Here is a 14,781-nt window from a genome sequence, read left to right as displayed (position 1 = left end):
CCGATATCAGACCGGTATCCGACAGGGGGTGTCGATCGTGACATTCCCCTCACTCCGGGCCCGGTCGGCTACTTGCCGAGGGCGGCCTGCATCACCGCCTTGGCGATCGGGGCCGCGAGCCGGCCGCCGCTGATGCCGTCACGGTTCTGGGAGCCGTCCTCGACGACCACCGCGACCGCGACCGACTGGCCGTCCGGGGCCTTCGCCCAGGAGGTGAACCAGGCGAAGGGCAGCCCGGCGTTGTCCTCGCCGTGCTGCGCGGTGCCGGTCTTGCCACCGACCTGCAGGCCCGGGATCTTGGCGTTCCTGCCGGTGCCGTTCTCGACCACCGAGACCATCAGGTCCTGCATCTTCTGCGCGGTGGACGGGCTCATGGCCTGGGAGAACTGCTTCTCGGTGTGCTTGGAGATGGTGGTCAGCGAGGCCGAGCGCTCCTGGTCGACCAGGTAGGGCTGCATCAGGCTGCCGTTGTTGCAGATCGCGGCCGAGACCATGGCCATCTGCAGCGGGGTGGCGCGCGTGTCGTGCTGGCCGATCGAGTCCTGGGCGGTGCCGTCCAAGCTCTTGCTGTCCGGGAAGACGCTCGCCTCGGAGCGGACCGGGGTGTCGATCGTGCTGTTGAAGCCGAACTTCTCGGCCTGCGCCCGCATCTTCTCCTTGCCGAGGTCGGCGCCGATCTTGGCGAAGACGGTGTTGCAGGACTGGTCCATCCCGGACTTGACCGTGGCGTTCTCGCACTGCTCCTGGGGGCTCTCGTTCTTCAACTGCGTGTTGGTGCCCGGCAGGACGTACGGCTCGGGGGTGGACGTGGCGTCGTCGATGCTCTGGAACATGCCGTTCTCGAACGCGGCGGTCGCGGTGACCAGCTTGAAGGTCGAGCCGGGCGGATAGGTCTCCTTGAGCGCCCGGTTGAGCAGCGGCTTGTTCGGGTCCGCGTTGAGGTCGTTCCACGCCTTGGTCGAGGCGCCGTCGAAGCCGGCGAAGCTGCCCGGGTCGAAGGAGGGCGTGGAGACCATGGCGAGGATGGCGCCGGTCTTCGGGTCGATCGCGACGACGGCGCCCTTCTTGTTGCCCATGGCGTCCCAGGCCGCCTTCTGGACCTTGGCGTTGACGGTGGTGACGACGTCGCCGCCGCGCTTGGGCTCGCCGGTGAGCATGTCCAGGGTGTTGCGGAAGAACAGCCGGTCGTCCGTCCCGGACAGGACGCCGTCCTCCAGCGCCTCCAGGCCCACGCTCTGGAACTGGGTGGCGTAACCGGTGACCGGGGCCCACATCGGGCCGTCGACCCAGGAGCGCTGGTACTTGAAGCGCAGGCCGTTGACGAAGTCCGACTTGGTGACCGGCTGGCCGCTCGCGATGATGTTCCCGCGCGGGTGGGCGTAGCGGTCGTACAGCTGGCGCTTGTTGTTCTTGTTGCCGGCCCAGGAGTCGGCCTGGACGCCCTGTACCCAGTTGGTGCGCACCATCAGGGCCAGTATCAGCACGAGGCAGAAGATCGAGACCCGGCGGATCGGCTTGTTCATCGGGCGGGTCCTCCCGGGCCCTCGGAGGCGGGTGTCGGCTCGACGCCGGGGCGGCGGGCGCTGTCGCTGATCTTCAGCAGGATCGCGACCAGGGCCCAGTTGGCGACCACGGACGAACCGCCCTGGGCGAGGAACGGCATCGTCATGCCGGTCAGCGGGATCAGTCCGGTCACACCGCCGGCCACCACGAACACCTGCAGCGCCATGGCCGAGGCGAGACCGACGGCGAACAGCTTGCCGAAGGGGTCGCGGGCGGCGATCGCGGTGCGCAGGCCGCGCTGGATCAGCAGTGCGTACAGCAGGAAGATCGCCATCATGCCGGTCAGCCCGAGCTCCTCACCGAAGGAGCCCAGGATGAAGTCGCTCTTGGCGGCGAAGTTGATCAGCCAGGAGCGGCCCTGGCCGAGGCCGGAGCCGGTGACCCCGCCGGAGCCGAGCGCCATCAGCGACTGGCCGATCTGCTCGGTGGCGCCGGGCGGCGGCTTCGGGTTGAAGGCGGCCATCGGGTCGAGCCACGCGTTGATGCGCACCTTCACGTGGTTGGCGGTGGAGGCGACCGCGGCCGCGCCGCCGACCGACATCAGCAGGCCGAACAGGATCCAGCTGGTCCGCTCGGTGGCGACGTAGAGCATCACCACGAACAGGCCGAAGAACAGGAAGGACGTGCCGAGGTCGTTCTCGAAGATCAGGATCAGCAGGCTGAGCAGCCAGATCACCACGATCGGGCCGAGGTCGCGGCCGCGCGGCAGGTACAGGCCCATGAAGCGGCGGCTGGCCAGCGCCAGCGCGTCCCGCTTGACCATCAGGTAGCCGGCGAAGAAGACCGTCAGGATGATCTTGGCGAACTCGCCGGGCTGGATGGAGAAGCTGCCCATCCGGATCCAGATCTTGGCGCCGAAGTCCTCCGCCCGGGCCGGGAAGAAGGCCGGTGCGGCGAGCAGGACCAGGGCCACCACCATCGAGATGTAGGTGTAGCGCTGGAGCACCCGGTGGTCCTTCAGGAAGACCATCACCCCGATGAAGCCCGCGATGCCCAGGCCCGACCACATCAGCTGGTTCTGGGCCGCCGGGAAGTTGCCGCTGAGCAGCTTGCCCGCCTTGTCCAGCCGCCAGATCATCACCACGCCGAGCCCGTTCAGCAGCGTGGCGATCGGCAGCATCAGCGGGTCCGCGTACGGCGCGAAGCGGCGCACCAGCAGGTGCGCGACCAGGGCCAGGGCGCCCATGCCGAGCCCGTAGCCGAGCATGCCGGCGGGCAGCTTGGAGTCCATCGCGAGGCCGACGTTGGCGTACGCGAGCACCGGCAGCAGGACCGCGAAGAGCAGCAGGGCCAGTTCGGTGTTGCGCCGGTTCGGCGCCTCCTGCGGGGAGATCGTGGTGTTGCCCCGCCGCCGGGGGACGGCGCGCTCCGCCGTCGCCCGGCGGCGGCCGAGTCGGCGGGTGTCCTCGCTCACGTTGTAGCTGCTCACCTGGAGACCGCTCCCTGACGGCCGGCCGGCCCGCTCGGGGCGGTCCTATGTCGGATCACGGACGTCACTGCTTCGGGCAGGCGTTGGCCCGGTTGAGTTCGTCGTCGGTCAACTGGTCGCCGCCCTGCGCGCCGGCCGCCGGAGGGGTCGCGTTCGGCGCCGGAGTGCCGGAGGCGGCCGCACCCGGGGTGGTGGTCGGGTTCGGGGTGGCCGGGGTCGGCGTGGGCGAGGGCGCGGTCGTCGGGGCGGCCGCCGGACCACGGCTCTTCTCGCCCGGGCTGGGCGTGGTGGCCAGGAACGCGGCGTGGGTGGCCTGCGTCAGCTGGGCGCCCTGGGCGGACGGGGCCGTCGCCGCGGCGGCGCGCTGGCAGAGCTGGACCCAGCCGTCGAGCTCCTGGACGGTCTTGTTCGCGTCCGACATGCTGCCGACCGAGATGGTCTTCTTCACGTGGGCCTGCTGGTCCTCGGGTAGCCACTTCAGCTGGATCCTGCTGTACGAGGAGTGCACCGAGGACAGGCTCAGACCGGCCAGGTTCTGGTTGAGGCCCTGGTAGATCGCGACGTGGTCGCCGTCCTCGCCGATGTAGTACTGGTCCTGGGTCCACTGGTAGCCGAAGAAGCCGGCGCCGCCGAGCAGGCCGAGTGTGACCAGCACGGCCAACGAGACGGTCAGGCCCTTGCGCTTGCGCTTGCGGGGCTGCTCCTCGTCGAAGTCCTCGGTGCCGTACACCGAGGGGTCGGCGGAGCCGTAGCCGTACCCGCCGCCCTCGTAGCCCTCGGCGGGGCCGAAGCCGCCCGCGGCGGGGCCGGGGTCGCCCTCGTAGCCCTCGGCCGGGCCGAAGGCGCCCTGCGGGCCGCGGCCGAGGCCCGCCGCGCGGCCGGCCGGGGTGTCCGCGATCGAGCGGTCGGCGGCGGCCGAGGACGGCGGGGCGTCGGCGACCGCGCCGACGACCACCGGGACGTCGTTGAACTGGCCGCTCATGGTGTCGGTGGCGCCGACGTCGATGACGTCGGCCACGATGCAGGTGATGTTGTCCGGACCGCCGCCGCGCAGCGCGAGCTGGATCAGCTCCTGCACGGTCTGCTCGGGCGCGTAGTAGCTGCCGAGGGTGTCCTGGAGGGTCTGGTGGCTGACCGGGCCGGAGAGGCCGTCGGAGCAGATCAGGTAGCGGTCGCCGGCCCGGACCTCGCGGATCGACAGGTCGGGCTCGACCTGGCCGCGGCCGTCCAGCGCCCGCATCAGCAGCGAGCGCTGCGGGTGGGTCTCGGCCTCCTCGGGCGTGATCCGGCCCTCGTCGACCAGGCGCTGCACCCAGGTGTGGTCCTGGGTGATCTGCACCAGCGAACCGTCGCGCAGCAGGTAGGCGCGGGAGTCGCCGACGTGCACCAGGCCCATCCGCTGGCCCGTCCAGAGCATCGCGGTCAGCGTGCAGCCCATGCCCTCCAGCTGCGGGTCCTCCTCGACCATCTGCCGGAGCCGGTCGTTGGCGCCCTGGACGGCGTCACCGAGCAGGGTCAGCAGATCGGCGCCCGGCACGTCCTCGTCCAGCCGGACGATGGAGCCGAGCACCTCGGAGGAAGCGACCTCGCCGGCCGCGGCGCCGCCCATGCCGTCGGCCACGGCCAGCAGCCGCGGCCCGGCGTAGCCGGAGTCCTCGTTCCCCTCCCGGATCAGTCCCTTGTGGGAGCCGGCGGCGAAGCGCAGCACCAGGGTCATGCGACCTGTGCCCCCCTCTGGGTCATGGACGGGATGCTTGCCCTCATGCGCTACTACTTCCGCAGTTCGATGACGGTCCTGCCGATACGGATCGGCATGCCCGGCTGGAGCGGGGTGGGCGCGGTCAGGCGCTGCCGGTCCAGATAGGTGCCGTTGGTGGAGCCTAGATCCTCGACCGTCCACTGCCCAGTCTGATCCGGATAGATCCTGGCATGCCGGGAGGACGCGTAGTCGTCGTCCAGCACGATGGTGGAGTCGTGCGCGCGGCCCAGCGTGATGGTCTGGCCCTGCAGCGCCACGGTGGTGCCGGCCAGCGAGCCCTGGACCACGACCAGCTGGGTCGGGCCGCCGCGCCGGCGTCCGCCGCCGGGCTGGGTCGGGGCCGCCGCCGCGGCCGGAGCCGGGGAGGGGCTGGGCGCGGGACGACCCGAGGCCTGGGGGGAAGCGCCGCCGGCCGCCGTGGCGGACGCGCCGCGACGGGAGGACCGCGGGTTCACCTTGGTGCCGAAGAGGTCGCTGCGGATCACCTGGATCGCGACGATGACGAACAGCCACAGCACGGCCAGGAAGCCCAGCCGCATGACCGTGAGGGTCAGTTCTGACATGGCCGTCCCGCCAGTCGGTGAGCGAGGCGCGCGAACAATTCGGACACTACCCTTCGACCTGCCGGTAGACGATGGTGGTGGAGCCCACGACGATTCGCGAGCCGTCGCGGAGCGTAGCGCGCTGGGTGTGCTGTCCGTCCACCACGATGCCGTTGGTGGAACCCAGGTCGAGCACCATCGAAGGGCTGCCGGGCCGGATCTCGGCGTGCTTGCGGGAGACCCCGGGGTCGTCGATCCGCACGTCGGCCTCGGTGGAGCGGCCGAGCACGCAGGCCGCACCGGAGATCTGGTGGCGGGCGCCGTTCACCTCGATCCAGCGGCGCACCGAGGCACCGCCGTGGCCGGCGCCGGGGAGGTTGTGGACGTTGCCGCGCGCGGGCGCGGGCTGGCCCGGCGGCATGGCGGGGGGCACGGCCGGGGGCGGGGGCGTGCCGTACTGGCCGGCGCCGGACTGCTGCCACGGCGCGCCCACGGCCGGGGCGGCCGGCGGGCGGTCGTAGCCGGGCTGCGGCTGCTGGGCGTACTGCTGCGGGGGCTCCTCGGCGGCGAGGGTGCGGCTGCGCACCCGGTACAGGCCGGTGTCGAGGTCGTCGGCCTTCTCCAGGTTCACCTGGAGCGGGCCCATGAAGGTGTACCGCTGGGCCTCGGCGTACTCGCGGACCATGCCGGCCAGCTCGGCGCCCAGCTGCCCGGAGTAGGGGCTGAGGCGCTCGTAGTCGTGCGGGCTCAGCTCGACGATGAAGTCGTTCGGCACGACGGTGCGGTCGCGGTTCCAGATGCTCGCGTTGTTGTCGCACTCGCGCTGCAGCGCCCCGGCGATCTCCACGGGCTGGACCTCGGACTTGAACACCTTGGCGAAGGTGCCGTTGACGAGACCCTCAAGTCGCTGCTCGAACTTCTTCAGCACTCCCATGGGGCACCCCCTTCCAGGGTTCGTTCGCCTGCCTGCCGGCCGGATCCCGCCCGGGAACCGGTGGCGCCTACTTGCGGTACTTCCGTACTGATCGTATCCACGCCGGGCCCTTCCGTACGGTTCCCGGACCGTGTGGTGCCCGGGGGTGGGCTCGGACACACAGGGTGACGCATGTCGGGCACGGCACGCCAGGTGTGCCCGTCGGAGCGGGCGCCGACTCCTCGCGCACGCGTTCGCCGCGCACCCGTTCGGATGCGGCCGGTCCCGCCGGACGGGCGATTCGGAGCAGCCCCCCAGGTCGTGCTACTGTTTTCCACGTCGGAAGGGCCGCCCGGAAGGGAGGCCGGTCCAAGGAAACGCGAAGTCCTCATGGTACCGAGCGGTTCGGAGGATCGGTCGGCAACGAGGACAACACCCATGCGCGGGTGGCGGAATAGGCAGACGCGCTGGATTCAGGTTCCAGTGCCCGCAAGGGCGTGGGGGTTCAACTCCCCCCTCGCGCACAGCGAAAGCCCCGCAGATCTACGGATCTGCGGGGCTTTTTCGTCGTCCCGCGGGGTTCCGGGGCGTTCTCCACCGCTCGGTCGCGGTGGGTCAGGAGCGGGCTGCGGGAAGCTCGGCGCGGACCTCGAAGCCGCCGTCCGGGGTGGGGCCGGCGGTCAGGGTGCCGCCCAGCAGCTGGGCGCGCTCACGCAGGCCGACCAGGCCGTGGCCGCCGCCGGGGAGTGTCTCGGCCGGGCGGACCGGCGGGGCCTCGTTGCGGACCTCGACCCGCAGCCGGCGGCCCTTCGCCCGGACCCGCACGTGCACCGCGGCCTCCGGGGCGTACTTGGTGATGTTGGTGAGCGCCTCCTGCACGGTGCGGTAGGCGGCCCGCTCGACGGCCTCCGGCCACGGACGGTCGCCGGGGTTCAGCTCGGCGTCGGCGGCCAGTCCGCTCTCCTCGATCAGCCGGGGCAGGTCGGCCAGCCGGGGCTGCGGTGCGAGCGGGGCGTCCGGCAGCGCGCCGGTGCCGCGCAGCACCCCGACCATCTGGCGCAGTTCCTCCAGGGTCCGCACGGACAGTTCGCGGATGGTGCGGGCGGCGGTCACCGCGGCCGCGTCGGTGCTGCTGACCTGGAGCGCGCCGGCCTGGATGCTGATCAGGCTGACCTGGTGCGAGACCACGTCGTGCATCTCCCGGGCCAGCCGGCCGCGCTCGGTGATCAGCACGCGCTCGGCCAGCAGCCGGCTCTCCCGTTCCTGGCCGCGGGTCAGTTCGTCCAGGCGGGCGGCCAGCTCCCGCCGGGTGCGGGCGAGCAGACCGGTGGCGGCCGGCCCGGCGGCCAGCATCACGGCCTGGATGGCGTCCAGCGCGGTGGCCCGGCTCAGGTCGACGAGCTTGTCGGGCAGCGGCCAGTGGAAGAACTCGACCAGGGTGAAGAGGATGCCGCAGGGGATCACGATCCGGGGGCGGGGGCGTTCGGCGGCCACCGTGTAGACGGCCGTCATCGGGGCCAGCCAGATCGCCTCCACCCAGCTGCCGGGCATCGTGAGCAGCAGCACCGTGACCGGGAAGCGGCGGCGCCAGAACAGCGCGACGGCGGCCAGCGTGGAGAGGGCCAGCTGCCACCAGGTGGCGTCCCGGGCCACCAGGGCGGCGTCCAGCAGGGAGTACAGGACGGGCAGCAGCAGCATCAGCCAGGGCGCGGTGCACCAGGCCGGCAGCCGGCGGGAGGGCAACTGGTCGGCGGCGATCATGCCCCGTCGCCGGGCTTGGGCCGCACCAGGCCGGCCCGGTGGGCGAGGACGGCGGCCTGCACCCGGTTGGCGGCGCCGAGCTTGCCGAGGATCGCGCTGATGTGGTCCTTGACGGTGCCGGTGCCGAGGAAGAGGCGGTCGGCGATCTCGGCGTTGGACAGCCCCTCCCCGAGCAGGGCGAGGACGTCCAGCTCCCGGCCGGTGAGGGTGCGGGCCAGCGCGGTGGCCTCGGCGTCCGGGCCGCCGCCGTCCACGTAGCCGCCGATCACGGTGCGGGTGACGGTCGGGGACAGGATGTTGCCGCCGGCCGCGAGCACCCGCACGGCGTGCACCAGCTGCTCGGGGGCGGTGTCCTTGAGCAGGAAGCCGGTCGCGCCGGCCCGCAGCGCGGTGCCGATGTACTCGTCGGTGTCGAAGGTGGTGAGCATCGCGACGGCGGGCGGGTCGGGCAGGGCGCGCAGGCGGCGCAGCACCGAGATGCCGTCGAGGTCGGGCATCCGGATGTCCAGCAGCACCACGTGCGGGCGCAGGCGCTGGACGTGTTCCTCGGCCTGCCCGCCGGAGCAGTCGCCGACCACCTCCAGGTCGGGGGCGGAACCGACGATCAGGCCGAGGCCGGAGCGGACCAGGATCTCGTCGTCGACGATCAGCACGCGGGTGGTGGTGATGGTGCCTCCTCGGTTCGGGCGGCCGGGTGGGCGGTCCGCGTGGGTCGGTTCCGAGAGTAGGGGTAGCGGGGGCGGGCCGCCGAACTCCCGGGGGGTGCCCACCCCCGCCGTTCGGCGGGGGTGGGAATCCGCTACCCGGTTCACGCAATTCTCAGCTTCGGTGGGGAACCATGGAGTTGGCTGACCCTTTCCGGGCTGCTCCCCTCACCAGGGCGGACAGCCGGGCGGGCGTCGCCGGTCAGTCCGTCGGGCCCGTGCGGGCGCCCGGCGCCGGGCCGTACGCGGATGCGCCCCACCATCTGATCGTTTGGAATTGAGCTGTGTCGTCCACTGTGAAGTCGGAGCCGTCCGCCGCGTCCACCGGGCCCCGGCCCGTCGGCGTGCTCGACCGCTGGCGCCCGAGGGCCGCCGTGGCCTCCGTCTGGTACCTGCGGTTGATCGCGCTGCTGAACGTGGCGACGGTCCTGCTGGTGCCCTTCCGGGACCAGGTCAGCGAGCACAACGAGGGTGAGTACTTCACCCCGTACCTGATGACCTCGGGCCTGGCCAGCGCGGTGCTGTCGGTCTTCCTCGCCATCGCGATGCGGCGGCGCAAGCGGGCCGCGTGGATCTTCAACGCGGCGCTCGGCGGCCTGTTCTCGCTGCTCTACCTCTCGGCCATGGCGCTGCCGGACGAGCGGTTCAACCGGCATCCGCTCAACTACGTCTCCACCGTGCTGACCTGCCTGTTCGTGCTGGCGCTGCTGGTCGGGCGGAAGGAGTTCACCTCCAAGGGCGACAGCTCCAACCCGAAGACCGCGGCGGGCACCTTCGTCGGCGGCCTGGTGTTCGGCGGCCTCGTCGGCGGACTGCTGGTCTGGGCCACCAACGAGCTGTCCGGCGCGGGCTTCTGGGACCTCTTCCGCTACTCGGTCGGCCGGATGATCACCATCACCCCGTCCGAGCACCTGCGTTCGGTGATCGCCGCGCCGACCTGGGTGAACGCCGCGATCAACGCGATGGGCGGGGTGCTTTTCCTGCTGGTGCTGTACGTGGCCTTCCGCAGCCCGCGCGGCAAGGAGCTGCTGAGCGACGAGGACGAGGCGAAGCTGCGCGGACTGCTGGAGAAGCAGGGCGAGCGGGACTCGCTGGGCTACTTCGCGCTGCGCCGGGACAAGGCGGTGATCTTCTCCCCCAGCGGCAAGGCGGCGGTCACCTACCGGGTGGTCGGCGGCGTCTCGCTGGCCTCGGGCGATCCGATCGGGGACCCGGAGGCCTGGCCGGGCGCGATCGACGCCTGGCTGGCCGAGGCCCGCGAGCACGCCTGGGCGCCGGCCGTGATGGGCGCCTCCGAGGAGGCCGGGGTGATCTACGCCCGGCACGGGCTGGACGCGCTGGAGCTGGGCGACGAGGCGATCGTCGAACTCGACGAGTTCTCGCTGGACGGCCGGGCGATGCGGGTCGTGCGCCAGGCGTACAACCGGGTCAAGCGGGCCGGCTACACGGTGCGGATCCGCCGCCACGAGGACATCTCCGACGAGGAGATGGCCGCGCTGGTGGCCAAGGCCGACGAGTGGCGCGACGGGGCGACCGAGCGCGGCTTCTCGATGGCGCTGGGCCGGCTCGGCGACCCGGGCGACGGCCGCTGCGTGATGCTGGAGTGCTTCGACGGCGAGGGTGAGCTGAAGGCACTGCTGAGCTTCGTCCCGTGGGGCCCGGACGGGCTCTCGCTGGACCTGATGCGCCGGGCCCGGGACACCGAGAACGGCCTGATGGAGTTCATGGTGATCGAGCTCCTGCAGCGCGCCGACGAGGTCGGGCTGAAGCGGGTCTCGTTGAACTTCGCGATGTTCCGGTCCGTTTTCGAGCGGGGTTCGCGACTCGGTGCCGGTCCGGTGCTGCGGCTCTGGCGTTCCGTCCTGGGATTCTTCTCCCGCTGGTGGCAGATCGAGTCGCTGTACCGCGCGAATGCCAAGTACCGGCCGATCTGGGAGCCGCGCTACCTGCTGTTCGAGAAGAGCAGCGAGATTCCGCGGATCGGCATCGCGAGCGCGCGCGCCGAGGGTTTCATCGTCGCGCCCAGCCTGCCCGCCCTGTTCCGACGCCGGCACGCCCGGGCCGCCGTGGCGGCCGCTCCCCGGGTGCCGGTGTCGGCCCGGGACGGGAAGGGGTAGCCCTCCGCCGGGGGGCGGAGGGGGCCGGTCCGGCCGGATGGGGGTCCGGCGGGGGGATCGCTCTCCCCCCTGAGGATGACCCTTGTCCCCATCCATGCCGATGTGGCTTTGTTAAGAGGCTTCTAATGTTGAAGTAGACGAGAGTTCGGGGATTCGGAGAAAAAGCTGTGATTCACAGGACCCACGCGGGGGGCGTGCGAAAGGGGCCGCTGGCGCTAGCCAGAACGGCCGCTGTCGCCGAGTGGGGGACGTTGTTCGTGACGGTGCGCAACGCGGTGGCGCGGAAGAAGTTCGCCGCGTTTCCGCTGGCCACGGTGGCGACGTTTCTGATCCTGCTGTTCAGCATCGTCCAGCACCTGCCGGGCGGGGAGCGTTTCGTCAACCACATCGGAGTGGTGCGGGCGGCGCTGCCGCTGGAGGTCTCGCTGCTGCGGACCCCGCTGTCGCTGTACGTGCCGGCGCTGGACCTGCCGGTCTGGGGGGCGCTGGCCCAGGTGTTCGTGGTCTTCGCGATCGCCGAGATCGTGCTCGGCCGGCGGATGACCCTGGTGGTCGCCTACAGCTGCACCCTGGCGGGCACGCTGTTCGCCCGGGTGGGCGTGGCGATCGGGCCGGGCCACCTGTTCGGCTTCCCGAAGTGGGTGGCCTACGTGCGGGACACCGGGCCGTCCGCCGCGGTGGTGGCGCTGGCGATCTGCATCGCCTTCCGCTGCCGGGCCTGGTTCACGGCCGGTCTGGTGGTCTTCCTGATGGTCGGCGAGGCGGTCGTGCTGCCGAACCTGGCGGGCCTGGAGCACGTCGTCGCGGTGATCACCGCACTGCTGATCGCCGTCTCGGTCGAGGTCTTCGGGGACTTCTGGCCGCGGGTGCTCGCCGGGGTCGGTGCCGCCACCTCGGTGGCCGCGGCCGCGTCGCGGGAGGTCGCGGTCGAGGCCCGGCGCCGCCGCTCGGCGGGCGCCGCCCTCCCCTGAAGCCCGCGGGAAACGGACGACGGCGGCGTACGGGACGGTGCCCGTACGCCGCCGTCAGGCGTGCGGGAGGGGCAGCTCGAACCAGACGACCTTCCCCACCGCCTTGCGGGCGGTGCCCCAGCGCTCGGCGAGCTTGGTGACCAGGGTCAGGCCGCGGCCGGTCTCGCCGAGCTGCTCGGCCGGCTCCAGTGAGGGCAGGTTGTGGTTGTCGTCGCTCACCTCGACCAGCAGTTTGTCCACCCTTATCAGCTGCAGCTGGACGCGGTCCCGGGCGACCCGGACGGCGTTCGTCACCAACTCGCTGACCAGCAGCTCGGTGGTGTCGCTGAGCGCCTCCAGGTGCCAGCCGGCCAGCTGCTCGCGGACCAGCGCGCGGGCCCGGCGGACCTCCCGGTGGTCCACCGTGAGGTCCCAGGTGGCCACCTCGGACGGGGCGACGCCGTCGAAGCGGGCCACCAGCAGGGCGACGTCGTCCTTGCGGTCGTCGCTGTGCAGCCGGCGCAGCACCTCGTCGCAGGCCTGTTCCGGGCTCTGCTGCGGATCGATCAGGTTCCCGCAGAGCGCGGCCAGGCCGGCTCCTATGTCCCCGCCGCGGACCTCGACCAGGCCGTCGGTGCAGAGCACCAGCATCGAGCCGTCCGAGACGTCGATGGTCTTGGCGACGAACGGCACCCCGCCGACGCCGATCGGTGCGCCGGCCGGGATCTCCAGCAGCTCGCCGGTGCCGTCCGGGTGCACCAGGACGGGCGGGACGTGGCCGGCGCTGGCCAGCTCGCAGGTCCGGTTGATCGGGTCGTAGACCGCGTACAGGCAGGTCGCGAGGTGGTCGTCGCCGAGCTTGTGGGCGAGGTTGTCCAAGTGGCGCAGCAGCTGGCCGGGCGGCAGGTCCAAGGCGGCGAGGGTCTGCATGGCGGTGCGGAAGCGGCCCATCGCGGCCGCCGAGTGCAGGCCGTGGCCCATCACGTCGCCGACCACCAGGGCGACCCGGCTGCCGGGCAGCTGGATCGCGTCGAACCAGTCGCCGCCGACCTCGGCCTTGGGATCGCCGGGCAGGTAGCGGTGGGCGATCTGCACACCGGGGATCTGCGGCGGGCGGGTCGGGATCATCGAGCGCTGCAGGGTGGTGGCGACCCTCGCCTCGGCGCGGTGCAGCCGGGCGTTGTCCAGTGACAGCGCGGCGCGGACGGCCAGCTCCTTGAGGGTCGCGGCGTCGCTCTCGTCGAAGGGGGCGCGGTCCGGCAGCCGGAGCAGCTTGAGGATGCCCAGCACGGTGCCCCGGGCCGAGAGCGGGACGACCAGCATCGAGCGGCCGGAGACCACCGGGGCCAGGCGGGCGCCGCCGAGCGCGATCGCGTAGTCGACCGCGACGTCCGCGCTGACCACCGGGACCAGCACCGGCTGGTTCAGCTGCAGGGCCATCCCGGGCGGGGTGCGCCGGGGCATGCTGACCAGCGAGCCCTCGGAGAGCACGTGGTCCCAGGCGCCGCCGGTCTCGTTGTAGACCAGCGCGACCCGGCGCAGCATGGTGTCGTCGTCCGGGCGGGCGACCGGCAGCTCGGAGTCCGAGATCAGCCCGTCCACCAGGTCCACGCAGGCGAAGTCGGCGACCCGGGGGACCAGCACCTGGCACAGCTCGTGGGCGGTGAAGCCGAGGTCCAGGGTGGTGCCGACCTTGCCGCCGACCTCGTTCAGCAGGGCCAGCTGCTCGCCGGCCTGGCCGTTGGTGAGGAACGGCCCCAGCCGGCCTGGCGGCGGGCTCGCGGGGCTCGCGGGGGCCGGGACGGGCGCGGTGACGGGCGGAGCGGGGGTCGGGGCCCGGTCGGCGGGCGGTGGCGGGTGGCCGTTGGCGGCCGACTCGACGGGGGCTCGGTCGATGGCGGCTCCTCCTCCAGTGGATGCGGGCGCCTCCCGGCCGGATGCGGGAGGCGGGACGGACGGGCCGCCGCCCGCCGCGGCGCCGTTGACGGCGGCGACCGGCTGGGCGACGGGGAACTCGGCGTTCTCGCGGTGGGCGTTCTCGCGGTGGGCGGCTTCGCGCGGGAGGGCTTCGCGCTGGGTCGGCAGCGGGGTGCTCGCACGGCGGCCGGGGGCGGTCTGCTCGGGTTGCGGCGGCGGGCCGAGCCGGGCGGCGCGCTGCTGGGGCGTCGGGTAACGGCGGCCCAGGCCGGCGGCCGCCTGCGCCGTACCGCCCTGCGCGTCGGCGGGCAGCACCGGCAGCACGGTGACCGCGTCCACCCGCAGGGCGGGCAGGCCGCCCGCGCCGAGCGCGGCCAGCACCGCCGGGCGGTGGGCGGCGGGCAGCAGCCGGGCCAGCGGCTCCGGCACCCGGTCGACCGGCCGGGTGAGCGCGGCCGTCAGGCCGTGGAAGCCGCCCCGGGCGGCGGGGGCGGCGGAGAACGGCAGCAGCCGCTCGCCGAGTGCGAGCCGGGGGCCGGTGGTGCGCAGCGGACGGGCGTCGGCGGCCAGGGCGAGCAGTCCGCCGGACGGGCCGGGCAACGGGTAGGCCCACCAGAGCACGTCGCGCTGGTGCTCCTCGCGGTCCGTGACGGTCAGCCGGCCGGCCCAGGGGCGGCCGGCGGCGGTCAGCTCGGCGAGGGTGTCGAAGGCGTCGCAGGCGCGCCGCACGGAACAGCGGCCGAGCACCCGCGACTCCACGGCGGGCAGCAGGCCGGAGGCCGGGCGGTCGTGGGCGACCTCGGCGCGGTGTCCGAAGAGCTCCTCGGCGGCCCGGCCCCACTGAGCGATCCGGCCGGAGCGGTCGATCTGCACGGGGGCGAGCCGGACCAGGGCGGACACGCCCGTCGGGTGGGCGCCCGGTGCGGTCCCGTCGGCCGTCGGACGCGGTGTGGAGTTGGACTCGGCCACCATGGATTCGGTCTGCTCCCGCCTGGCCGCCACGCCTGGAGGCGGCCGTTTCTCCGGAGGAAGGCACGCTGTGCGGATACCAGCGAAGCACGGACCGGGCCGGGCTTGATACCGAAACGGGGAGATTCCTCAGTATCGGTTGCGTGTCACACGGTGC

The 14,781-nt window shown here is 72.6% G+C and carries 10 protein-coding genes and 1 tRNA gene; 3 read left to right on the top strand and 8 right to left on the bottom strand.

Annotated features, from left to right (window positions below):
- Nucleotides 1–68: 68 nt before the first annotated feature.
- The 5 genes from ACZ6Y7_RS01300 to ACZ6Y7_RS01280 all read right to left on the bottom strand — a co-directional run bounded on the left by ACZ6Y7_RS01300 (nt 69) and on the right by ACZ6Y7_RS01280 (nt 6,227).
- The gene (locus ACZ6Y7_RS01300; RefSeq protein WP_465755814.1) at nt 69–1,523 is read right to left on the bottom strand and encodes a peptidoglycan D,D-transpeptidase FtsI family protein; all 1,455 of its coding nucleotides are present in this window, start codon (nt 1,521–1,523) and stop codon (nt 69–71) included.
- A complete protein-coding gene (locus ACZ6Y7_RS01295; protein ID WP_465756455.1) occupies nt 1,520–2,896 on the bottom strand; it encodes an FtsW/RodA/SpoVE family cell cycle protein in 1,377 nt (458 codons plus the stop codon). The genes ACZ6Y7_RS01300 and ACZ6Y7_RS01295 overlap by 4 nt, the downstream gene beginning before the upstream one ends.
- Before the next feature lie 160 nt (nt 2,897–3,056).
- Entirely contained in the window at nt 3,057–4,709 is a 1,653-nt protein-coding gene (locus ACZ6Y7_RS01290; RefSeq protein WP_465755813.1) for a PP2C family protein-serine/threonine phosphatase, read from the bottom strand.
- A gap of 53 nt (nt 4,710–4,762) precedes the next feature.
- Entirely contained in the window at nt 4,763–5,314 is a 552-nt protein-coding gene (locus tag ACZ6Y7_RS01285; protein WP_465755812.1) for an FHA domain-containing protein FhaB/FipA, read from the bottom strand.
- Between the two features lie 46 nt (nt 5,315–5,360).
- Nucleotides 5,361–6,227, bottom strand: coding sequence for an FhaA domain-containing protein (locus tag ACZ6Y7_RS01280; RefSeq protein WP_465755811.1), 867 nt, complete (start codon nt 6,225–6,227; stop codon nt 5,361–5,363).
- Nucleotides 6,228–6,646: 419 nt separating this feature from the next.
- On the opposite strand from ACZ6Y7_RS01280, the gene ACZ6Y7_RS01275 reads away from it, so the two are divergent.
- Nucleotides 6,647–6,730 (top strand) — tRNA-Leu (locus ACZ6Y7_RS01275).
- Between the two features lie 91 nt (nt 6,731–6,821).
- Here ACZ6Y7_RS01275 and ACZ6Y7_RS01270 read toward each other — a convergent pair.
- The gene (locus ACZ6Y7_RS01270; protein WP_465755810.1) at nt 6,822–7,967 is read right to left on the bottom strand and encodes a sensor histidine kinase; all 1,146 of its coding nucleotides are present in this window, start codon (nt 7,965–7,967) and stop codon (nt 6,822–6,824) included.
- Nucleotides 7,964–8,614, bottom strand: coding sequence for a response regulator (locus ACZ6Y7_RS01265; protein WP_229928260.1), 651 nt, complete (start codon nt 8,612–8,614; stop codon nt 7,964–7,966). Before ACZ6Y7_RS01265 ends, ACZ6Y7_RS01270 begins: the two co-directional genes overlap by 4 nt.
- A 341-nt stretch (nt 8,615–8,955) precedes the next feature.
- Here ACZ6Y7_RS01265 and ACZ6Y7_RS01260 point away from each other — a divergent pair, with 341 nt between their 5' ends.
- Nucleotides 8,956–10,788 (top strand): phosphatidylglycerol lysyltransferase domain-containing protein, encoded by a 1,833-nt coding sequence (locus ACZ6Y7_RS01260; RefSeq protein WP_465755809.1) that lies wholly within the window; start codon nt 8,956–8,958, stop codon nt 10,786–10,788.
- Between the two features lie 257 nt (nt 10,789–11,045).
- On the top strand, nt 11,046–11,759 hold the full coding sequence (locus tag ACZ6Y7_RS01255) for a hypothetical protein (protein ID WP_465755808.1): 714 nt from the start codon (nt 11,046–11,048) through the stop codon (nt 11,757–11,759).
- Between the two features lie 54 nt (nt 11,760–11,813).
- Here the strand turns inward: ACZ6Y7_RS01255 and ACZ6Y7_RS01250 are convergent, their stop codons facing one another.
- Nucleotides 11,814–14,657 (bottom strand): ATP-binding SpoIIE family protein phosphatase, encoded by a 2,844-nt coding sequence (locus ACZ6Y7_RS01250; RefSeq protein ID WP_465755807.1) that lies wholly within the window; start codon nt 14,655–14,657, stop codon nt 11,814–11,816.
- Nucleotides 14,658–14,781: the final 124 nt, after the last annotated feature.

The sequence above is a fragment of the Kitasatospora sp. NPDC053308 genome (genome assembly GCF_055585785.1).
The sequence above is the reverse complement of the archived record's forward strand: the minus strand, read 5'-3'. Positions and strand labels throughout refer to the sequence as shown.